The following is a 21,319-nucleotide window of genomic DNA, read 5'->3' on the forward strand; positions in this document are numbered from 1 at the left end:
ATACACAAGAAAATGGTCAGGTTCCCATAAGGTTCCTGACCATTTTTATACTTACATCATATGTATATATTTTTCTCTACTTTTAAAGTGTCATCCAATCGTCGCAAGATACTCATAAACCCATTCGCATCATAGGCTCTCACTAATGTATCTACTGGGATTTCATCTGGCGACACACAGAAAGTTCCATTCGGTTTGACTGTATGAATTGGAACTTGTTTCCCTTGCACCAAGCGTGTTCGATTAATATCATTGATATACACCGCTGGCAAGTGCGTTAACAAAGTATCTACTGGCTGTACAGCTTGTTCCACCAGTGTTTCTAGTTCTTCGATGGTCACAGACTGTTCAATGTTGCATTGTCCTACCGCGGTACGGCATAGTTGTGTCATCATACCACATAGATCCAATCGCTGACATATATCCCGTAACAAAGCACGCACATAAGTGCCCGCAGAACACCGTACACGAATAGTAAAGAATGGAAATGCATAGGCTAGTAACTCGATGTCATGGATATGAATCAAACGAGATGGCAGTTCAAATTCTACTCCTGCACGGGCTAAATCATAAGCACGTTGCCCATTGATTTTGATAGCAGAATACTTGGATGGTCGCTGTTCAATCGAACCTTGGAAGGACTGCACTGCTTGTTCTAGTTCACCCCAACTAGGAGCCTCAATACTATCTAAAGTACGTAATATATTCCCTGTGCTATCTTCTGTATCTGTTTCCACGCCAAATTTGCATTCCGCCACATAGGTTTTCCCGATGGACTCTGTGTACTCGATGGCACGAGCGGCTTTTCCGACAAAGATAGGTAGCACTCCATACGCCAATGGATCCAAGGTACCACTATGACCGATACGGCGCTCTTTCAAAATACGTCGACAAATACCGATCGCATCATGGCTCGTGATACCTGGTGGCTTGATCAAAGAAATAACACCATCCATTAATCAATCACCGCTAAGATTTGTTCTAATGCTTCGTGGATAGGACTTTCGATAGAGCAGCCAGCTGCTCGAATATGCCCACCACCGCCAAAGTTACTAGCAATTTGGTTTGCATCTCGCACTTTACTGCGAATGCTAGCACGAGTTACCGTCTCTGTTTTCGCTTTTAAAACGATAGCTACATCCACACCTTTGATATTTCGAATCATGTCCACAAATCCATCGGTATCATCCCCAATGCGCTCCATCAGCGGTAATGTCAAGCACATGGATACCACTTGTCCTTCATGGTGAAAGGACACATTATCTAAGACTTGTTTCATCACCTCGATACGCCCTGGTTCTACCATTTCTATAGCTTCAGAAATCACATGTGGTTGCGCTCCTGCTTGTAAACATAGACCTGCCATCTCCATCGTATGTGCTGTTGTATTAGAGAATTTAAAGAACCCTGTATCTGTACCCATAGCCATGTACAAAGCTTGTCCCATCGATTGAGTGATTTCCCAATTCCATATCTTACATAGGTACGCCACGGTTTCTCCAGTAGAAGAAAAATCAGGACGTAAATATAAGCCGTCTGCAAATTCTGTATTAGAAATATGATGGTCTATATTAAAAGTAGGTGCACTCACTCGTACACCTACTTCTCCAATTCGTTCAAATGTGCTAGCGTCCAAAATGAGTAGCATATCCGATGTATAACCGCTTTCTAAACTTTCAATAGGCTCAATCTTAGAGCATAGAGGAAGAAAAGAAAACTTTTCAGGAATCACATCATCTACTACCATGCGAACAGCTTTCCCTTGGGCCACCAAGGCTTCATACATAGCGAGCATGGAACCAATAGCATCTCCATCAGGACTAACATGAACAGTAAGAAGAATAGAATGGGCTGTATCAATCGATGTTTTTAGTTGATCAATACTAATTTTTGCCATTATTGTTCCTCTTGTTTAATAGAATTTAATAATCCTTCGATGTGCATGCTGTAATCTAAGGATGTATCTGCATCAAAGGCAATGCTAGGAATATGGCGCAATTGAAGCACCTTTCCTAGTTCAGAGCGGAAGTAGCCAGCGCTTCTGCGCAAAGTCTCTAAGGACTGTTGTTTCTCCGCTTCACTGCCGAATAAGCTTACATAAATCGTAGCTTCTCGCAAATCGCCAGTAACACGCACATCGGTAACAGTGACAAATCCAATGCGAGGGTCTTTCAACCCGCGCAATAAGATTTGACTTGCTTCTTGTTTAATAAACTCTTGTAATTTTCGTACACGAACTTCACTCATGGATACCTCCTATACTTCTGGGGCAATTTCTTCCATTTTGTACGCTTCGATCACGTCGCCTTCTTTCACATCACGGTAACGTTCTAAGGAGATACCACACTCAAAGCTGGTAGCTACTTCTTTCACTTCATCTTTGAAACGGCGTAAGGAATCGATATGCCCTTCATGGATAACGATACCATCACGGATTAAGCGAATTTCAGAGTTATTCGTGATTTTACCTTCTGTTACATAGGAACCCGCAACGATAGCTTTCGGCGTAGAAATTACTTGACGAACTTCTGCACGGCCTAAGATAACTTCTTTAAATTCAGGAGTTAACATACCACGCATAGCGGCTTCGATTTCATTGATGGCATCGTAGATGACACGGTATGTACGAAGGTCAACACTTTCTTTTTCTGCTTCTTTACGTACATTCGCATCTGGACGCACGTTAAAGCCGATAATAATCGCACCCGATGCAGAGGCTAACATCACATCAGATTCGTTGATGGCACCTACTGCACTGTGGATAATGTTGATGCGTACTTCTGGGTTTTTAATGCCCTCTAAGGATTGACGTAATGCTTCTACAGAACCTTGTACGTCACCTTTGATAATAATATTTAAGTCTTTCAATTCCCCTTGTTGCATTTGGTTAAACAAATCATCAAGAGTGACTTTTGTTTTCGCATTCATTTCAGTAATGCGTTGTTTTTCAATACGTTTTTCTGCAATGGAACGAGCTTCGTTGTCATCTACAGCGAATATCACTTCACCAGCCTGTGGCACATCAGATAAACCTAAAATTTCCACAGGCATAGATGGACGAGCCACTTTTACTTTTTCTCCACGTTCATTCGTCATAGCACGTACTTTACCGTAGGCTACACCGGCAAGGATCGTTTCCCCTACACGTAAGGAACCTTTTTGTACCAACACTGTACATACAGGACCACGGCCTTTATCCAATTGGGCTTCGATAACGATACCTTGTGCCTTACGGTTAGGGTTCGCCTTCAATTCTTGTACTTCTGCTACCAACAAGATAGTTTCCAATAGGTCTTCAATACCTTGACGTTGTTTAGCAGATACGGGAACCATGATGGTATCACCGCCCCATTCTTCTGGCAACAAACCATGTTCAGACAGTTGTTGTTTTACATGGTCAGGGTTCGCACCTGGTTTATCCATTTTATTGATGGCTACGATAATTGGCACCTCTGCAGATTTAGCATGGTTGATAGCCTCAATAGTTTGTGGCATAACACCATCATCAGCAGCTACCACAAGGACTGCGATATCCGTGGACTGAGCACCACGCAAACGCATCGCTGTGAAAGCTTCATGGCCTGGTGTATCAAGGAATGTAATTTTATTACCTTCATAGCGAACTTGGTAGGCACCGATATGCTGCGTAATACCACCTGCTTCAGAAGCTGTTACATTGGTAGAACGAATCACATCCAACAAAGATGTTTTACCATGGTCAACATGACCCATGATGGTAACAACTGGTGGACGAGCTTGTAAGCTTTCTGGGCTATCCTCGATTTCGATGATTTCTGTAGGATCTTGTTCAGGTTCTACTTCTACTACTTCCACGCCGAAATCTTCTGCTAATACCATAGCGGTTTCCACATCAATTTCTTGGTTGATGGTAGCCATAACACCTAACATCATCAATTTTTTGATGATTTCAGATACTTCACGGCCCATTTTTTCAGCCAATTCTTTAACAGTTAATGGCCCAGATAGTTCGATAGACGTAGCGATGGCTGCTTCAGCCTTACGACGTTCTTCTTCTTTTTGTTTGATGTGTTGCTCATTACGTTGCTTAACCTTATTTTTATTTTTTTGCAACGCAGAAGATACTAAGGATTGAGTACGTTCGCCTTTTTTACCTTTTTTATCTTTTTTATTGCGACGCTCGCTACGATTTTCATTGCGATGTTCAGATTCAAAACGACGATTTTCTTTTTGACGATCCACTTCACGGCTCGCTTGACGATCACGACCTTCGGTTTTCACAGTAAGAGCTGGATCCACTTGTGGAATCTCTAAGCGGCGTTCACGACGTGGTCCATCATTGCGACGATCATTATTACGATCATTATTACGATCGTTACTACGATTGTTGTTGCGATCATGATTGCGGTCATTATTGCGGTCGAATCTGCCACCGTTGTTAGGACGATTACCACCATTACGATTGTCTTGACGTTGATCATTGCGACCTTCTGGACGACGACCATCACGGCTTTGACCATTTCGTTGGTTAGAACGATTGTCTCCACGGTCATTTCTATCATTGCGATGATCTCGTTGACCATTATTTTTACCATCACGATTGAATGGGCGGTCACGCTTTTCACCACGGTCATTACGGTCTCCACGATCGTTACGATCATTGCGATTATTTCTATCTTGTTTAGGTCCACGTCTTTCGCCATCTTCATTGCGACGGTATTCGTGTACTTTCTTTTGCGGTGCTTGTTGAGTTGCTTTTGGCGCTTCACTTTGTGCTTGTTTAGCGCCACCAGCTAACGATTGTTTAATCATAGATACTTGTGAATCCTCCACTGTACTCATATGGCTTTTCACTTCTACATTGTGCTTTTTTAAAGCATCAATCACTACTTTATTTTCTACACCTAGGTCTTTTGCTACTTCATATACTCTTTTTTTGGACATCTACATTCCCCCTCTACTGATTCTTATCTATTTCAGCTAGCAAGGATTTAGCAAATCCAGCATCATTTACTAATATAACTGCTCGCATTTCTTTTCCCAATGCTCTACCTAGTTCCTCTTTGGTCCCTACTAAACGAAGGGGCACCTGATGAGACTCGGCTAAGTGCATATATTTTTTAGCATTATTCTGCGCACAATCTTCCGCCATAATCAACAGTGGATAGGCTTGCCGCTTCATGGACCGTTCCACTACAAAATCGCCTGATAATAAGCGACCTGCTCGCTGTGCTAATCCTAATATATTCAACACTTTTTCTTTATTCATGGGATATTTGTTCCTTTAAAGATTCATAAATTTCTTGTGAAACTTTATGTTTTAGCGAACGCTCTAATCGTTTGGCTTTATACGCCATGTCTAGGCATTCTACTTTCATTTCCATATATGCTCCCCGTCCAGGGGCTTTACCTGTGGGGTCAATAGAAATCTCTCCCGTTGGACTCAACACAACACGTGTTAACTCTTTCTTGGGAAGAAGTTCTCCACATCCCACACATACTCGCATAGGCTGAGACTTCTGTTTCATATTAGTCTTCATCTCCAAAAGCATCCAAGGAAATCATATCATCAGATTCCACATATTCACCGGCTTCAGCGGCTTGTGTTTCACTTTTAATATCAATTTTCCAGTTTGTTAATTTCGCCGCTAAACGGGCATTTTGACCTGCTTTACCGATAGCCAGTGAAAGTTGGTAATCTGGCACCACAACAGAAGATGTTTTTTCTTCATCACGAGCTACTACGCTTACCACTTTTGCTGGACTTAAGGCATTGGCAATATATACCGCTGGATCTTCATCCCATTTCACAATATCTATTTTTTCGCCATTTAGCTCATCCACGATATTTTGTACACGTTGTCCTTTAGGACCAACACACGCGCCTACTGCATCCACTTCTTCCTCGCGAGATACAACAGCAATTTTAGAACGCATACCTGGTTCACGAGCTACTGATTTTAATTCCACTGTACCTTCTGCAATTTCTGGCACTTCTAATTCAAACAAGCGTTTTAATAAACCAGGATGTGTACGGGAAATCATGATTTGAGGACCTTTAGTGGTCTTTTTCACTTCCACAATGTAGCATTTAATACGATCTCCCACAGCATAGCTTTCACTAGGAATTTGTTCAGATACAGGTAAAATCGCCTCAGTTTTTCCTAGATTAATGAATACATTTCGACCCTCAATACGTTCCACCAAACCAGTCAAAATATCGCCTTCACGGCTGGAATATTCATCATAGACAATGTTGCGTTCTGCTTCTTTCAAGCGTTGAATCAGCAATTGTTTTGCCGTATGGGCTGCACTACGACCGAAGTTTTTTGGCGTTACATCCACTTCGATAATATCGCCGATTTCCATACGTTTATCCAATTGACGAGCATCTACTAACGCAATTTCTACTTCTTCATTTTCAGGCGTGTCCACTACTGTTTTCTTAGCCAACACTTTATAATCACCTGTTTCACGATTGAAATAAATATATGCCTCTTGATTTGCTCCCACCTCTTTACGATAGGCTTGTAATAATGCCACTTCAAGAGAATCAAAAATAATCTCTGGTGCCACCCCTTTTTGTTTAGTAACTGCTAATACCGCTTGTACTAATTCTTGACTCACTGGTTTCCTCCCTTAAAAATCTAAATGTAAACGAATTTGTGCAATAGCTGCACGTTCTAGATCAATACGTTCTTCTTGCACCTGAATCGTGATGACTTCATCAGAATAGCCTTGCAAAGATCCTGTGTATTGCTTTTTACCATCAATAGGTTTAAACAATTGGATATCCACATCACGTCCATGGTAGCGAATGAAATCTTTTTCTTTTTTCAACACTCGATCCAATCCTGGAGAAGATACTTCTAACAAATAATTTTCTTTGATTGGGTCTTTTGCATCCAATACTTCGCTTAATTTTTCACTCACCATTTGGCAGTCATCTAAGTCGATGCCACCTTCTTTGTCTAAAAATACACGCAAGTACCATTCCCGCTCATGCACGTACTCCACATCTACAAGCTCTAACTCCGTAGACTCTATAATCGTTTCTACTACTTCGGACACAAATTCCTCTACGGCGTCACGTTTCATCTTATCCCCTCCCTGCATTAGTATAAGAGAAAGAGTGAGCCGCAGCTCACTCTTTTAATAGATTCTATAAAAGTTACTTCTAGTATACCACAACTAACTAAAAATAGCTACAGTAAACCATTACGTTTTAAGGCATCTTCCCATTCTTGTTCTTTGAATCCTACAAGCACTGTATCTTCTAAGACCAAAATAGGACGTTTCACCAACATACCATTCGTTGCTAATAAGGCTAACTTCTCATCCTCTGTCATAGTTGGTAATTTATCTTTAATACCTTCTCCACGATAAATTTGACCAGATGTATTAAAGAAGGCTTTAATATCTGCTTTCTTGCTTTTTGGATACCATACACCTAATTCTTCTGCTGTTGGGTTTTCTTCTTTAATATCACGATGGGTATAGTGAATACCATGATCATCTAAATATTTTTTTGCTCGTTTGCAAGTCGTACATTTTGGATATTCAATATATAACATTTCTATGTTCCCCCAATTACTATATTTCACCATTAGAAAATTTTTCTTTTAATACCTGTAATAAAACTTCTGTCATTTCGCTAGCCGCAAAGACATACTCTTTTAATTTACCTCGTTCTTCTGCCACTTTCATAGCAGAAACTTCAAAAGGATCTAACACCACAGATAAGACTGGAGTTTGTGCTTGTTCTAGATCTTCCGTCAAGTACCCCGAAATACTTTCACCTTCCGCAGGATCAAATCGCTCTACTTTTACAATAGGGCAATATTCATACATCAATTTACGCAAAGTCATCATAAAGTATGCCTTATCCTCGATAAATTGCGCTGCTTCATCTTTAGTCATACTAAAAATATCTACTTTCACACGTTCCATTTCACCATGTGTTGTCATAGGATTATTCCCCTTTCGCCGCTAAGAACGCTAAATAACAACGTTTTGCTTCGTAAATATCGGCTTTGCTCGTCACCTCCCAAGGAGAGTGCATGCTGAGCACAGCCACGCCGCAGTCGATCACATCCATACCATACAGAGCCATAATATAGGCAATCGTACCGCCACCGCCAAGATCTACACGGCCTAATTCAGCTGTTTGGTAGGAAATATTATCTTGATCCATCAAATGGCGAATACGAGCCATGTATTCTGCATTAGCATCATTGGAGCCACTTTTACCACGAGAACCGGTAAATTTATTAAATACCACGCCACGACCTAAGAAAGCAGCATTTTTCTTTTCAAAGGCACTCGCATAGAGTGGATCAAAACCAGCACTTACATCGGAAGATAACATATGGCTATTGGATAAAGTTCGTCGTACTGCTAATGGTGAGGTATGACCCATGGCTTCCAATACTTCTGCCATGAAGTTCTCAAAGAAACGAGATTGCATACCTGTTGCACCAACAGAACCAATCTCTTCTTTATCTACCAATAAAGTACAGGTAGTTCGGCTCACATTCTCAGTTTCTAACATCGCTACTAAGGATGTATAAGCACATACACGGTCATCTTGTCCATAACCGATGATCATAGAACGGTCGAAACCTAACTCTCTCGCTGCACCAGCTGGTACAATTTCAAGTTCTGCGGATAAGAAATCTTCTTCTTCAAAATCATATTGTTCTTGTAGTACTTGCAATACATAGGCTTTCACACCATCTTTTAATTCCCCTTTCACAGGACGGCTACCAATAAGAAGATCCAATTGCTCTCCTTCTACCACTTTGGCTGCCTTTTTCTCCATTTGTTCCTGTCCCAAATGTGGCAATAAGTCTGTTACGCAAAATACTGGGTCTGTTGGGTTTTCACCGATGGCAAGATTGATGACAGTACCATCGCGTTTTACCACTACCCCATGGATAGCTAGCGGCATTGTCACCCATTGGTATTTTTTGATGCCCCCATAATAATGTGTATCTAATAGTGCTAAATCACTATCCACATAGAATGGATTTTGCTTCACATCTAACCGAGGAGAATCAATATGAGCACCTAAGATATTCATCCCCTGTTCAATCGGCTCTGTACCTATGTTCACCATAGCTACCGCTTTTTTCATGTGCACATAATAGACCTTATCTCCTGCTTTCAGCGTAGCACCTTCTTTGATAACACTGTCCATATTGCGATATCCCGCTGCTTCTGCTGCCTCCACGATTTGGTCTACACATTCACGCTCTGTTTTACCATGATCTAGAAAATGGCGATACTTCGTGGTTAAAGTATCAATCTCTTGTAATTGTTCTTCTGTATATTCATGCCAAGCATTTCTACGTTCCATACTTAGCTCCTTTCTTTTCAAATTTTAATATTTATTTTTTACGCGCATATAATTCACGCAATCCTTTAGGTGCATTGGTGACCATTTTGGAAACATAATAGCGTTTTCCTAAATGCTTGCTAATAGATTTTCCTACATACCAGTGGACCCCAAAGGTGCCATGTTCCTTGCAAGATCCCATCGATAAAAAGCGGTGTTTTACTACTCCCACGATAGGGTCTAAATGCAAAGGCTCCTTACAAACAGGACATGCAGTTTTCGCCCGATTGCTTTGCCGGAATATACGAGGCATGGTCACAATGGACTCAAATATTTTATGTTCATGCCGTGAAAGCCCATAAAAACACCGTTGTTTTCCTTGTTTATCTCGCTTCTTTTGTAAGGCTTCTAAAAATGGAAATCGTTGGCATACCATGGCTGTACAAATAGCATCATGCAGTCCATTATGGGCTTGCAAATTCGGCGCTTGCACTTGCATCTCATCCATCGCTTTTTGCAATGCATATTGTTGACTACAATCGTGCATCATTTTTGCATATAAAGATTGTGCATCAAACCAAGGTACTTCTTGATGTACATGAACCTTATGGCAAAATGCATTATCCATCAGCATGTTGATATCATCGGGCCCCCAAGACACCAATATACCATCGGGGCCAACAAAACGTAAAAACTTTTCACACCCACGTCGGAAAGATACCCCTTCTTTACGCAATTTATCCATAGTAATATGGGTTAACTTCTCCACAGAATGATGCATAATAGGTAGAAATTTAGGAGTAATAAATACTTCAAATTGGTCTACAATTTGCAGACTTTCATCTAGTTTTACGGCACCTATTTGTATAATTTCACCAATGAATGGAAATCCTGAGCGCCGTATCATATTCGGTTCTAATGTATAGGGCTGGTTCCATTCCAAGTCAAATACAATATAGTGCATCCTTACTTCATACCCTTTCTCTCTAACATCGTCCGTATGCCTGCTAATACAGATTCCTCAGAAATAACAGACAAACCTTTGTAGTTGCCCTCTTTTAAAACCTGTTTCATGTTTTTATTCACATCGTAATCTTCCATAGATTCTAAGACTACAGCCTTCTCTGTAAAAGGCCCATACAAGGCTGGATTCGATGGTCCATAGAGCGCTACAATCGGTACCCCTTGGCTCACTCCTACATGCATAGGACCTGAGTCATTTGTGACCAAACAATCACATCGTTTCATGGCTGAGGCCAATTCTCCAATGCTAAATTGCCCCGTTCCCTTAATGGCAGGTTCCGTCATCGTATCTAGTACATCCTGTACCATCTCTTCATCCATAGGTCCACCAAAGAATACTATTTTATATCCTTCTTTTGCTAAGGTGTCTGCAATATGAGCAAATCGTTCCTTGGGCCAACGCTTTTCTGGTACAGCACTACCAATATTGAACCCAATGAGGCAATCCGTTTCCGTCACTCCGTGAGAGGCATAAAATGCTTGCACCTTTTCATCCCACTCAGGACTAGTAAAGATTTCTAGCCCTTCATGTTCTATCGCATATCCTAACTGCTCTAGCACATTCATATACATCTGGGCAGCATGCACCGTTTTACGGTTCAATCGCGTTACCTTCGTCATAAACGGACGGAACAAAAAGTGACTCATCCCAGTAGTTACCTTAGCTTTCAATTTCCAAGCTAAATAGGACGTCCGTTCATTAGGATGCAAGTTGATCACAACATCCACAGCCCCTTGACTGCGAATCTCTTTGGCAATTTGATTCAGCCCGCCAATGCTATTATGGACGCCCTTTTTATCCACTTCTACTAGAGCATCAATATAAGGATTATGACGATATACATCTGCCAATTTTTTATCAATCACATATGTAATATGGCTGTGAGGTGCCAACTTTCTAAGAGCATGGATAAACGGTGTGGTCAGCACCACATCGCCTAAATGCATCAAGAAGGTTACCACTATCCGCTTTCCATCTAACTCTATCATAAATTCCTCATTTCTTTCACTGTATCAAATACAGTGTCCACAGTAATCTGTGCCATACATTCCAAATCTTCCACCAATGGTCTCTCTAAGGTCGCCCGTGATGTAGGTGAAACAATAATATGAATATGATCGCCTCCATAAGGACCTGTCCGTTCTGGGCAAGTAGTCCCAAACAAAGCAATCAATGGTACTTTTAAAGCATTAGCAATATGCAAAGGCCCCGTATCGGCACTGATGTACAAAGCACTGTGACGAATGACCTCAATGAGTTCTTTCAAGTTCGTATCACCAATGAGATTTACCACATTGTTACTGCCGACGCCGTCCACAATGGCACGACCTTTGTCCACATCCTCTTTAGCACCAATGAGCACCACCGTCTCACCTGCTGCCACCAATCGTTTTCCAAGGTCTACGAAATGAGAAATAGGCCACTCTTTCACTGCCCAACGCGCCCCTGGAGCCATGACAATATAAGGATTTTCAATGAAAGCCCCTCTAGCATTTAACTTCTGTGTCACCGCAGTTTCTGCCTCTGTGAAAGTCGGCAATGGGAATGCGATGTCATCTACATCACAGCCCAAGGCACGAGCCGTATCTAAATAGCGCTCGATAACGTGATCCATTTTATGGTCACCTACTAGCGCTGTATTCACAAGCCAACTCCCCTCACGAAGTTCCCAATAAGCATAGCGTTTCTTCGCACCACTAAGACCAGCCACAATGGCACTTTTCGCAATAGATTGTAAATCTAAGGAAATATCAAAGTTTTTTTCATGTAGTAACTTCCATAATTGTTTCCAATAGGAAAGTCGCTTTAATTGTTTCTTATCTATGATGATAATTTCATCCACCCAAGGTTTGAGAGGGATAACATCCTTAAACTGTTCATGAACGGCCCATGCAATATGCGCCTTCGGATATTGTTGACGCAACGCATACAGCGTTGGTAAGGCATGAATAATATCGCCTAGAGAACTCATTTTAATGATTAAAATTCGTACATCTTCTTTCATACTCCAGCCCTTTCACTTACCACTATCTATACTTTATTAGTATACCATAAGATAGAACCAAAGATGATACACTATTTTCTATTTTTCTTTAGATCCTTTCATAATCTATTTCAATACTTCAAGGATATGCACCTCATATATTAAGCTTAAAGTATCTACCTGTAACAACTGCCGTTCAACAGATATCTTTTCTGTAAACAGGATTTAATAAAGCTTTAGTAAAATATTATTAAAAATTTAGTAATCGATTATTATATCACATATGACACAAACTTTATAATACAATACACATATATATTATCCAAATTGATTCATTTATGTATATAATGTATTTTCTGTATAAAAGGTATATAATGTCTTCATTGGGTTTACCTATTCATATCAAATATATATGGTATACCAGAAATCCCCATAATCCAAGGACTTTTCTTTTTAATATTATCTATATTTGCTATGTTAATTTACAAACCGTGTCGTGTATGATTAGACGAATGTTTTAAATGCACGTCTAAATGATGCATATACTGTATATTATGTATAAAGGCAAGAAAGGACTTACTTATGTTTTCTAAACTTTTTGATACTTTTTTAGTACACTATTTGGAACGATTCAACGATCATTGCTTTGTTGTAAAAGTTGGAGATAAAGAATATACCATCGGCGAAGGAGATCCAGAGTTTACAATTATTGTCAATAAAGATATCCCTAAAAAAGATATATTAGTATCCGCCGAATTGGCACTTGGTGAAGCTTACATGCGCAAAGATATAGAAATTGAAGGGGATTTATTCAAAGCTCTTTGCGTCGTATTAGGTCATGTTAACAAAGACTCTATTAACAAAAAAGTACTTAGTTCCCTCTTTAATATGGGGCTTAGAAAGAAAGATCAAAAACAGCAAGTTTCATCTCATTATGATTTAGGGAATGATTTCTATAGTTTATGGCTCGATGAAACTATGAGTTATTCTTGTGCCTATTTCAAAAAGGAAAATGACAGTCTTAAAGATGCACAATATCAAAAAGTACATCACATTCTTGATAAATTACACTTACAAGAAGGCATGACACTCCTTGATATTGGTTGCGGCTGGGGGTTCCTTCTCATTGAAGCGGCCCTAACATATGGAGTCAAAGGCTATGGCTGTACATTATCAGAAGAGCAATGGAAAAAAGGCCAAGAACGAATTAAACAGTTTGGTCTTGAGGGTCAAGTGGAAATTGATCTAATAGATTATCGCGATGTAGCCGCCTCTGGTCGTCAGTTCGATCGTATGGTAAGTGTAGGCATGTTAGAACATGTAGGTCGCCCTAATTTACCTATATACATGGAAGATGCCTCAGCTATGCTAAAAGAAGGAGGTTTATTTTTACTTCATTATATTAGTGATCCTGCAGAAAAGGAAACCAGTGCATGGATTCGTAAATACATCTTCCCTGGTGGATCCTTGCCTTCCCTAAGAGAAATCATTGGTCTTGCCTACGAATATGATATGAATGTTCTGGATGTGGAAAATTTACGCTTTCACTATTACAAAACATTGATGCATTGGTACAATAATTTCCAAGGAGTTCGTGACCAAGTAGAAAAAGTACGGGGCACTGAATTTGTACGCATGTGGGATTTATATCTATGTGGTTGTGCCGCTGGTTTCTATATTGGTAACATGGATTTGCATCAAATTCTGATGACAAAATGCATTAACAATGAACTACCATTAACACGCTGGTACTAAGTCATATATTGTAGCATTTAATACGATAGGGCTGTCACTGTATGTGTAGGATTTACTACATATGAGTGACAGCCCTTTATTGTGCAAAAAGAGCCATTCTATGGAAATAATCTATGCCAACCCTGACATCGATCGCATGACTAAATCAATATCCCTATTTTCAGTTCCTGAATAAACCTAATTGAACTTTCACACAGGTCACTTATTATTCGGAAGTTAGAGTAAAATATACTATTGCTTTTGCTTATAAAAACATAAAATAGAGGAAAGTTGATACTTTTGATTAACTTTCCTCTATTTTATTGAGCTCTATTATGTAATAGCCCATATTAGCTAGATATAACTGTTTTAGACAACCACAGTTTCTCTATCCCCAATCCAATAGCAACACTTAAAGCAATGGCGCAGATTTCAAATATGGACGGTGTAATATATACTAATGGGCTACCTGTGAAAGCTGGCAATGCTTTCCCTGCCCAGACTTTCACAATATCTGGAATATATCCACCGAATAGGATATGTGCATTGGTTGCCACCCACCATACTGCCATGACTACGATAGCAGTAACACGAGGCCACAATGCTGTGCGCCGTGGATATAAATATAATACCATACTACCGATAGTGGTAAGCATCATGAGCACGACACCGATGTATAGGCTTGCGATTAATCCCGCAAAGCCCTGTGCATCTAAAGAGGCTTGGATGATAGGATCCTCTAGATTGAGGTACATCACATCCCCTAAAAATAGCATCGGCAATGGCAACGCATAGGTAGAAATATTCAATACTGTATCGATAAAGTAATGACGTTCTTTACGTGCCATCCAACAATCTAATAGTTTCGCCGTACCGATCATGAGTGCCACCACAACTAACATGGTCAATACCCAAACTAGCAACAAATAGATTGGCTCTTTTGGTAAGGTAAACGGCAACACACCATTGCCAAAGAAAAAGAATAGATTCCACCAAAGCCAAGAATATGTATAATGCCCTTTCCCTAAGTGAAAGTCAAATTGTCCTGCCAGTCTTGGCACCGCTTTCAGACCCAAAGGAATACCCAAGGAGGCAATGACAAACATAATAATGCTAGATGTGTCGAACTGCCCTAAGCTAAATACTAAGCTTAGCGGAATAATCCAGAGCATGGACCAACTATAAAATTTTATATAACTTCTCATATTACACCTCTGTATTCTTTCCACCTGCTAATGCCAATACTAAGGACAAGGTCACTTGGCAATACATGATGATGGCAAACACCACATCACGACCGATAGTCGATAAGTTCCACAACCAAGATAAGTCTAAATTGTTGAACACCAAGAATGTACCACCTTGCACTAATGCCCAAGCTAATACGTATACACAAATCGGTATTCTGCGAGCCTTAGGACCAAATCCACTTTCACTAGAACACAAGTAAAAGATAGGAATGAACAGGGATAATACTCCATAGCTCACCCCTGCCACCATGGCGCTCATCCCCGTATGAATCGTATAGGCTCCTAGAGGAATTAATATAAAAAATATACTCATATACATCGTGCGTTGCACTACATCTTGTATGGTTGACATATAATTTCCTTTCTACAACAAATTATCTCTTCCTATAGTATAACAAACATCGGCCATCTTATAAATACATATGCATTTCAATTTTACAAACAAAAAAGCATCCTTACGGATGCTAATTATAATATACTAATTATAAGAACTCGATGTGAGTTAGGTTCATCACCGAAAGGTGGTGATACTACGCGTAATTATGAAAAGATCCAATTAATCATTGCTTTTCTTACCTTAGTAGTTGCCGTATTACAGTTACTAAAATAATTAGTAGTTAGTAATATAACGACCCTAGCGCTGCACACGTTAGGGTCATCATATTTTGCTTGATTCTAAGATGAACCTAACGCCAAACACACATCGGGTTCTTCTTGTTGTTACAACTATAGTATACCATATTTTAGGCTCTCGTCAAAGACGAGAGCCTTTATAAATATGTTATGCTACAACTGCTTCTACTTCGATGCAGTCATCGTTTGTTGTTTTAGGTTTTTCCAATAATGGAGTCATGCTATACATACCCACACCTAGTGTGAACAAGTTGTGAATCCATGCAGTGGAGCTAGGAGGCATTACACCTAACACGCCCAATCCTACAAGACCACCATTCACTCCTACGATGGAGTTATAGTTAATTTTAATACGATCCATTAATTTCATGGAAATACGACGTAAGTCAACAATAGCAGTCAAGTTATCACTGGACACTGTGACATTGGCAATTTTTTGTGCAATTGGTGCACCTTCATTCATACCAATCCCTACATGTGCTTCAGATAACGCCAAGGAATCGTTGATACCGTCCCCTACCATCATCACTGTGTAGCCTTCTTCTTTTGCTTTACGCACGTAATCAGCTTTGTCAGTTGGCATAACTTCTGCGTGAACTTCGTCAATACCAATTTCCGCTGCAACGCGTTCTGCATTTTTACGGCTATCGCCAGTCATCATAACGATTTTCTTCACACCTAACTCATGAAGTTCGCGGATAACAGTTTTCGCTTCTTCACGCACTGGGTCTTTAATACAAATAACCGCAGATAGGACGTTAGAAATCGCTAAGTATAGATAGGAACAACCTTCTGGAAGATTTTCAAATTTAGCTTCTTCTCCAGCTGGAATTGTTGTTTTTTCATCTTCAAAAATGAAGTGATGGCTACCGATACGCACTTTGCGGTTACCCACTTTGGATGCAATGCCATGTGCCACAACATATTCTACTTTGGAATGCATTTCTTTATGTGGTAAATGATGATCTTGCGCCGCTGTCACTACTGCTTTCGCCATGGAATGAGGGAAATGCTCTTCCAAGCAAGCTGCTAATGTCAACATATCATCTGCATCATTACCATTAAAAGGAATGATTTCTTGGAATACAGGTTCTGCTTTTGTTAAGGTACCTGTTTTATCGAAAACGATCATATCTGCTTCTGCAATGCGTTCCAAGAATTTACCACCTTTAACAGTGATACCACGGTTACTTGCTTCTTGCATAGCGGATAACACTGCCAATGGAATGGACAATTTCAATGCGCAGGAGAAATCTACCATAACGAAAGATAAGGCTTTCATCAAATTGCGAGTTAAAGCAAAAGTAGCAAAAGCACCTAAGAAACTCACCGGTACCAATTTATCTGCCATACGGTATGCTTTTTGTTCCATACCAGATTTCATTTGTTCAGATTCTTCAATCAAGTTTACGATTTGTTCGAAACGAGTGTGTTTACATGTAGTGCGTACTTCAAAGGAACATTGACCTTCTTCTACAACAGTACCTGCATACACAGAAGTACCTGCATCACGACGAACTGGTTCAGGTTCCCCAGTCATGGAGCTTTCGTTCACAAGAACAACACCGTCTACAACTTGGCCGTCCAATGGCACTACTTCACCTTGACGAACTACTACGATATCGCCTACTTGTACGTCACCAATTGGTTTGCTCACTTCTACGCCATCTACTAGAACCCAAACTTTGTCTACGTTCAAAGACATGCTTTCCGCAAGGTTAAGCACGGATTTACGTAATGTCCATTCTTCCAAGATTTCGCCGATGCCTAATAAGTACATCACAGCGCCCGCTGTGGAGTAATCTTTTTGCAATAATGCGGCACCGATAGCTACGCCATCTAATACTTCTACGGTCAATTTGCGTTTCCACAATGTTTTGATAGCTGTACCGATGAACTTGATACCATCGAACCAAGACCATGCTGCTGCAATAGGTGCTGGTAACACGATTTTTTTACCGATATAAAGCAATGTTTTATCGATCATTTCTTCTTTGTAACGCTTGTTGACAAGGCGAGGTGAAAGTTCATGCAATGCTGGTGCATTGGCTAAATCCAAATCGTTAAGTCCGAATAAAGCAGCTTTCACCGCACTTTCATCACCAGTATGCTTGATGATGATGTCCCCAGAACGAGTGTAGAAGTTCGCTTTGGTAATGGCTTCACAGGCCATCAATGTATCTTCGATAAATTGAGCCTGTGCGTCATTAAACTTACGTCCCTCAATGCGTACATGAAGACGACGGGACAAGCGTTGCAACATTTTAAATTGCATCATGGATTATTTTCCTTCTGTTAATACTTCTTCATCACGAGTATCGTTGATTTCTTGTGCTTCAGCTAAAATGCTGTCTGTGGAAGCTTGTAATTTTTCAGTAGTTTTTAAGATGCTGTCTTTTGCACGAAGACCTGCTGCTACTACATTAGCGTATACTTTGCGAGCATCTTTGGAAGTTAATACTTTTACACCTACTGTGCCTAAAGCCAAACCAGCTGCGAATACATTAGCATCTCTTAAAGTTTCTTTTTTTACGTTGAACATTGTTAGTTCCTTTCTGTGAACTCTGTCACATTAATACATGATAATATAATAAAATTAATAATTATAAAGATAAGAGGGGCCCGTGTTATCGGAGTCCCTCTTACCAAACTTATGGTATCGAATCAGTTACTTTTCTACCTGTTCTTCGTGGCCACCACCGCAACCACAACCGCCACAACCAGCTCCAGAGTCTTTAGAGCCACCACAGCCGCATCCGCCGCCGTCATGTGTTGCGCTTTTATATACTCGGTATGCAACATAGAGAACAGCTAGTAAACCAATTGCATATACAATAACACTATCCATAGTATACACCATCTCTTTCTCATTTTCAAGTACTTTTTGAAAATTATTTTGCAAATACAACAAACCTCATAATATCAATGAATTTTTGAAATAAAACTTTTCTCAATCTCAATTATATTGTTTGTTTACTATCAATATTGATTAGCCCAAACCTAAAGCACGTCCTAAGTGAACTGCAATGTACGCACCCACCCAAGCTAGGATACTAGTGTAAGCAAATACGGCACCGAACCATTTCCAGGAGTCAGTTTCACGTTTTAATACAGCCATAGTCGCCAAGCATGGTAAGTATAACAAGGCAAATACCATCAAAGCTAAACCGATGGCTGGGTTGAAGTCTGGATCATTAGCCAAGAATTCTTCTAAGGATGTGGAGTCATCTTCACTTGCTTCGATCGCGTAAATAGTACCTAATGTACTTACCATTACTTCTTTCGCTGCTACTGCGGCTATTACGGCAATGTTTATACGCCAGTTAAATCCAAGTGGTTCCATTATAGGTTGAATAAAACGTCCTAATTCGGCTGCATAGGATTGTTCAATTTTTTCTTTACCTTGTTGAAGATCTAATTCTTTGATTTCATCTTCTTCTGCTTTATGGTTTGCATATAAAGCCCAAGCCACTGGATATAACTCTTCAGCTTTTAATTCTTCAAAGTATGCAGGTTCTTCTACAGCTTCTTCTTGAGTTGCTTCTTCTGCTGCTGTAGCTTCTTCCTCTTCAGCTGGCGGGTCATCTTTATGCTCTTCGTCTAAGGCAAGCATTTGACCTAAGATATCATTCGCCTCTGCTTGTTGTTCTTCTGTTACCAACATAGCATTCACTAAAATCTCATCTGCCATCTGAGCATGTGTCATTGTCACTTGTTCACGAGCTGCATCATAGTCTTGAGAGTATTCTACATCTTGTGGGAAGGATGTTAAGAACCAAATAAGGATGGATGATGCCAAGATGAATGTACCTGCTTTTTTAAGGTACATCACGGAACGTTCCCACATATGAATGCCTACAGAACGAAGTGTTGGCATATGGTATGGAGGCATTTCCATTACGAATGGTTCTGCTTCACCTTTAAATACATACGTACGAAGTACTTTTGCAGTTACAACAGCTACGACGATACCCAATGTATAGATACCTAACAAGATCGTTGGTGCATCTTCTGGTGGGAAGAATGCTGATGCTAATAATGTATATACTGGTAAACGAGCACTACAACTCATAAATGGAGATACTAAGATCGTAATCATACGGTCTCTTGGGTTGTCAAGGATACGAGCACCCATGATGGATGGCACGTTACAACCAAAGCCCAATAACATAGGGATGAAAGATTTACCATGTAAACCTACACCACGCATCACACGGTCGATAACGAATGCCGCACGAGCCATGTAACCAGTATCTTCTAAGAAGGAAATAGATACGAATAATAGAACGATGTGTGGGATAAAGCTAATAACAGCCCCTACACCACCGATGATACCATCGTTAAGCAGGGATTTTAACAAGCCGTCATCCATGTTAGCTCCGATAAAGTCTGTTAACAATTTGAATGCGTCTTCCAACCATCCTTTAGGATATTCCGCTATGTTGATAACTAAGTAGAACATAACCCACATGATGCATAAGAAGATAGGAATCCCTAACCAACGATTCGTTAAGATTTTATCGATGTTGTCGGATTTGGTATCTTTATGCTCAGGTACTACTTCTAGTACGCCGTTGAATACGTCTACTGCAAAACGGTGACGGTATTCTTGGAACACGATATCCATGTCTACAGATTTATTCAATTCTGTACGCAATGCTTCTGCTTTGCTCAACACGGCACCAGATTTGTCTAATTCTTGTACTTTTTCTAAGATATCTGTATCTTGTTCTAACAATTTGATAGCTACCCAACGATGTGGATAACGACCAGTGTCAAGTTTTGCTACTTCTGCTTCTAATTCTGCGATAGCTGGCTCTAATACTTCGCCATAGTTAACGCGAACATTAGGGATTTTGCGTTCTTTAGATACTTTCACGATGCCACGTAGCGCATCTTCTGTACCTTTATTAACACGGCCGATAGTTTCTACTACTGTGGAACCTGTTAATTCTTCTAATTTTTTATTATTGAACTTTAAACCCATTTCTTTTGCCACGTCTACCATGTTCAAAACAAGTAGCAATGGTTGTTCTAGTTCAATTAATTGTGCTGTTAAGTATAGGTTACGTTCTAGATTGGACGCATCTACTACATTGGCAATCAATTCTGGATTTTCATTGATGATAACGTTACGTGCTGCCAATTCATCGAGAGAACGTGCTGTTAAGGAGTATGTACCTGGTAAGTCGATGATTTCAATGTCATGACCATCAATTTTCGTCTCCCCAACTTTTTTCTCTACTGTAACACCTGCGTAGTTACCTACGTGTTGACGGGATCCCGTCATATTGTTAAAAATACTTGTTTTACCACAGTTAGGGTTACCCGCTAAAGCAACCTGAATCTTGGTATGTGTGTTGTCTGCCATCTTAGCA

Annotated in this window: 21 protein-coding genes; 1 reads left to right on the plus strand and 20 read right to left on the minus strand. The window is 40.2% G+C overall.

Translation table 11 applies throughout. The features are described 5' to 3' along the window. Positions 1-56: 56 nt before the first annotated feature. From truB to waaF, 14 genes are all read right to left on the minus strand, one after another. A complete protein-coding gene (gene truB, locus HMPREF3032_RS06375; RefSeq protein WP_062403185.1) occupies positions 57-956 on the minus strand; it encodes a tRNA pseudouridine(55) synthase TruB in 900 nt (299 codons plus the stop codon). Further along, positions 956-1,897, minus strand: a complete 942-nt coding sequence (locus tag HMPREF3032_RS06380; RefSeq protein ID WP_062403188.1) for a DHH family phosphoesterase — start codon at positions 1,895-1,897, stop codon at positions 956-958. The genes truB and HMPREF3032_RS06380 overlap by 1 nt, the downstream gene beginning before the upstream one ends. Further along, a complete protein-coding gene (gene rbfA, locus HMPREF3032_RS06385) occupies positions 1,897-2,247 on the minus strand; it encodes a 30S ribosome-binding factor RbfA (protein ID WP_009372220.1) in 351 nt (116 codons plus the stop codon). The genes HMPREF3032_RS06380 and rbfA overlap by 1 nt, the downstream gene beginning before the upstream one ends. A gap of 9 nt (positions 2,248-2,256) precedes the next feature. Then, positions 2,257-4,923 carry a translation initiation factor IF-2 gene (gene infB / locus HMPREF3032_RS06390; RefSeq protein WP_062403191.1) on the minus strand — a complete coding sequence of 889 codons (2,667 nt, stop codon included), beginning with the start codon at positions 4,921-4,923 and terminating at the stop codon, positions 2,257-2,259. Positions 4,924-4,936: 13 nt separating this feature from the next. Further along, positions 4,937-5,248 carry a L7Ae/L30e/S12e/Gadd45 family ribosomal protein gene (locus HMPREF3032_RS06395; protein WP_009372159.1) on the minus strand — a complete coding sequence of 104 codons (312 nt, stop codon included), beginning with the start codon at positions 5,246-5,248 and terminating at the stop codon, positions 4,937-4,939. Then, positions 5,241-5,507: an RNase P modulator RnpM gene (gene rnpM, locus HMPREF3032_RS06400; RefSeq protein ID WP_038145077.1), complete on the minus strand. Its 267-nt coding sequence runs from the start codon at positions 5,505-5,507 to the stop codon at positions 5,241-5,243. The genes HMPREF3032_RS06395 and rnpM overlap by 8 nt, the downstream gene beginning before the upstream one ends. 1 nt (position 5,508) lies before the next feature. After that, positions 5,509-6,606 carry a transcription termination factor NusA gene (nusA, locus tag HMPREF3032_RS06405; RefSeq protein ID WP_009372179.1) on the minus strand — a complete coding sequence of 366 codons (1,098 nt, stop codon included), beginning with the start codon at positions 6,604-6,606 and terminating at the stop codon, positions 5,509-5,511. A 12-nt stretch (positions 6,607-6,618) separates the two neighbouring features. Beyond that, positions 6,619-7,077 (minus strand): ribosome maturation factor RimP, encoded by a 459-nt coding sequence (gene rimP, locus HMPREF3032_RS06410; protein WP_009372209.1) that lies wholly within the window; start codon positions 7,075-7,077, stop codon positions 6,619-6,621. Positions 7,078-7,184: 107 nt separating this feature from the next. Continuing rightward, the gene (locus tag HMPREF3032_RS06415) at positions 7,185-7,553 is read right to left on the minus strand and encodes an arsenate reductase family protein (protein ID WP_009372193.1); all 369 of its coding nucleotides are present in this window, start codon (positions 7,551-7,553) and stop codon (positions 7,185-7,187) included. 19 nt (positions 7,554-7,572) lie between these two features. Further along, positions 7,573-7,947: a hypothetical protein gene (locus HMPREF3032_RS06420; RefSeq protein ID WP_062403195.1), complete on the minus strand. Its 375-nt coding sequence runs from the start codon at positions 7,945-7,947 to the stop codon at positions 7,573-7,575. 4 nt (positions 7,948-7,951) lie between these two features. Beyond that, positions 7,952-9,337, minus strand: a complete 1,386-nt coding sequence (locus HMPREF3032_RS06425; protein WP_062403198.1) for an aminopeptidase — start codon at positions 9,335-9,337, stop codon at positions 7,952-7,954. A gap of 31 nt (positions 9,338-9,368) precedes the next feature. After that, positions 9,369-10,280: a 3'-5' exonuclease gene (locus tag HMPREF3032_RS06430; RefSeq protein ID WP_062403201.1), complete on the minus strand. Its 912-nt coding sequence runs from the start codon at positions 10,278-10,280 to the stop codon at positions 9,369-9,371. A 2-nt stretch (positions 10,281-10,282) separates the two neighbouring features. Beyond that, positions 10,283-11,326: a glycosyltransferase family 9 protein gene (locus HMPREF3032_RS06435; protein ID WP_082717822.1), complete on the minus strand. Its 1,044-nt coding sequence runs from the start codon at positions 11,324-11,326 to the stop codon at positions 10,283-10,285. Beyond that, positions 11,326-12,345 carry a lipopolysaccharide heptosyltransferase II gene (waaF, locus tag HMPREF3032_RS06440; protein ID WP_062403208.1) on the minus strand — a complete coding sequence of 340 codons (1,020 nt, stop codon included), beginning with the start codon at positions 12,343-12,345 and terminating at the stop codon, positions 11,326-11,328. Before waaF ends, HMPREF3032_RS06435 begins: the two co-directional genes overlap by 1 nt. A 561-nt stretch (positions 12,346-12,906) precedes the next feature. Here waaF and HMPREF3032_RS06445 point away from each other — a divergent pair. After that, positions 12,907-14,079 (plus strand): class I SAM-dependent methyltransferase, encoded by a 1,173-nt coding sequence (locus HMPREF3032_RS06445; RefSeq protein WP_062403211.1) that lies wholly within the window; start codon positions 12,907-12,909, stop codon positions 14,077-14,079. A 329-nt stretch (positions 14,080-14,408) separates the two neighbouring features. On the opposite strand, the gene HMPREF3032_RS06450 is transcribed toward HMPREF3032_RS06445, so the two are convergent. The 6 genes from HMPREF3032_RS06450 to feoB form a co-directional block, all read right to left on the minus strand. Beyond that, entirely contained in the window at positions 14,409-15,263 is an 855-nt protein-coding gene (locus tag HMPREF3032_RS06450) for a hypothetical protein (protein ID WP_062403215.1), read from the minus strand. 1 nt (position 15,264) lies between these two features. Continuing rightward, a complete protein-coding gene (locus HMPREF3032_RS06455; protein WP_009372228.1) occupies positions 15,265-15,660 on the minus strand; it encodes a hypothetical protein in 396 nt (131 codons plus the stop codon). Between the two features lie 429 nt (positions 15,661-16,089). Next, positions 16,090-18,219 (minus strand): heavy metal translocating P-type ATPase, encoded by a 2,130-nt coding sequence (locus tag HMPREF3032_RS06460; protein ID WP_009372170.1) that lies wholly within the window; start codon positions 18,217-18,219, stop codon positions 16,090-16,092. A 3-nt stretch (positions 18,220-18,222) separates the two neighbouring features. Beyond that, entirely contained in the window at positions 18,223-18,483 is a 261-nt protein-coding gene (locus tag HMPREF3032_RS06465) for a DUF6110 family protein (protein ID WP_009372239.1), read from the minus strand. A gap of 126 nt (positions 18,484-18,609) precedes the next feature. After that, positions 18,610-18,789 carry a FeoB-associated Cys-rich membrane protein gene (locus HMPREF3032_RS06470; protein ID WP_127061402.1) on the minus strand — a complete coding sequence of 60 codons (180 nt, stop codon included), beginning with the start codon at positions 18,787-18,789 and terminating at the stop codon, positions 18,610-18,612. Positions 18,790-18,930: 141 nt separating this feature from the next. Continuing rightward, a complete protein-coding gene (feoB, locus tag HMPREF3032_RS06475; RefSeq protein WP_009372253.1) occupies positions 18,931-21,312 on the minus strand; it encodes a ferrous iron transport protein B in 2,382 nt (793 codons plus the stop codon). Between the last annotated feature and the right edge of the window lie 7 nt (positions 21,313-21,319).

This window comes from Veillonella sp. DNF00869 (assembly GCF_001553345.1).
Lineage (GTDB): Bacteria > Bacillota > Negativicutes > Veillonellales > Veillonellaceae > F0422.

Bases quoted from the DNA above. Each gene is read 5' to 3' on its own strand.
- truB (WP_062403185.1), bottom strand. From the start codon at position 956: ATGGATGGTGTTATTTCTTTGATCAAGCCACCAGGTATCACGAGCCAT.
- HMPREF3032_RS06380 (WP_062403188.1), bottom strand. From the start codon at position 1,897: ATGGCAAAAATTAGTATTGATCAACTAAAAACATCGATTGATACAGCC.
- rbfA (WP_009372220.1), bottom strand. From the start codon at position 2,247: ATGAGTGAAGTTCGTGTACGAAAATTACAAGAGTTTATTAAACAAGAA.
- infB (WP_062403191.1), bottom strand. From the start codon at position 4,923: ATGTCCAAAAAAAGAGTATATGAAGTAGCAAAAGACCTAGGTGTAGAA.
- HMPREF3032_RS06395 (WP_009372159.1), bottom strand. From the start codon at position 5,248: ATGAATAAAGAAAAAGTGTTGAATATATTAGGATTAGCACAGCGAGCA.
- rnpM (WP_038145077.1), bottom strand. From the start codon at position 5,507: ATGAAACAGAAGTCTCAGCCTATGCGAGTATGTGTGGGATGTGGAGAA.
- rimP (WP_009372209.1), bottom strand. From the start codon at position 7,077: ATGAAACGTGACGCCGTAGAGGAATTTGTGTCCGAAGTAGTAGAAACG.
- HMPREF3032_RS06415 (WP_009372193.1), bottom strand. From the start codon at position 7,553: ATGTTATATATTGAATATCCAAAATGTACGACTTGCAAACGAGCAAAA.
- HMPREF3032_RS06420 (WP_062403195.1), bottom strand. From the start codon at position 7,947: ATGACAACACATGGTGAAATGGAACGTGTGAAAGTAGATATTTTTAGT.
- HMPREF3032_RS06425 (WP_062403198.1), bottom strand. From the start codon at position 9,337: ATGGAACGTAGAAATGCTTGGCATGAATATACAGAAGAACAATTACAA.
- HMPREF3032_RS06430 (WP_062403201.1), bottom strand. From the start codon at position 10,280: ATGCACTATATTGTATTTGACTTGGAATGGAACCAGCCCTATACATTA.
- waaF (WP_062403208.1), bottom strand. From the start codon at position 12,345: ATGAAAGAAGATGTACGAATTTTAATCATTAAAATGAGTTCTCTAGGC.
- HMPREF3032_RS06445 (WP_062403211.1), top strand. From the start codon at position 12,907: ATGTTTTCTAAACTTTTTGATACTTTTTTAGTACACTATTTGGAACGA.
- HMPREF3032_RS06450 (WP_062403215.1), bottom strand. From the start codon at position 15,263: ATGAGAAGTTATATAAAATTTTATAGTTGGTCCATGCTCTGGATTATT.
- HMPREF3032_RS06455 (WP_009372228.1), bottom strand. From the start codon at position 15,660: ATGTCAACCATACAAGATGTAGTGCAACGCACGATGTATATGAGTATA.
- HMPREF3032_RS06460 (WP_009372170.1), bottom strand. From the start codon at position 18,219: ATGATGCAATTTAAAATGTTGCAACGCTTGTCCCGTCGTCTTCATGTA.
- HMPREF3032_RS06465 (WP_009372239.1), bottom strand. From the start codon at position 18,483: ATGTTCAACGTAAAAAAAGAAACTTTAAGAGATGCTAATGTATTCGCA.
- HMPREF3032_RS06470 (WP_127061402.1), bottom strand. From the start codon at position 18,789: ATGGATAGTGTTATTGTATATGCAATTGGTTTACTAGCTGTTCTCTAT.
- feoB (WP_009372253.1), bottom strand. From the start codon at position 21,312: ATGGCAGACAACACACATACCAAGATTCAGGTTGCTTTAGCGGGTAAC.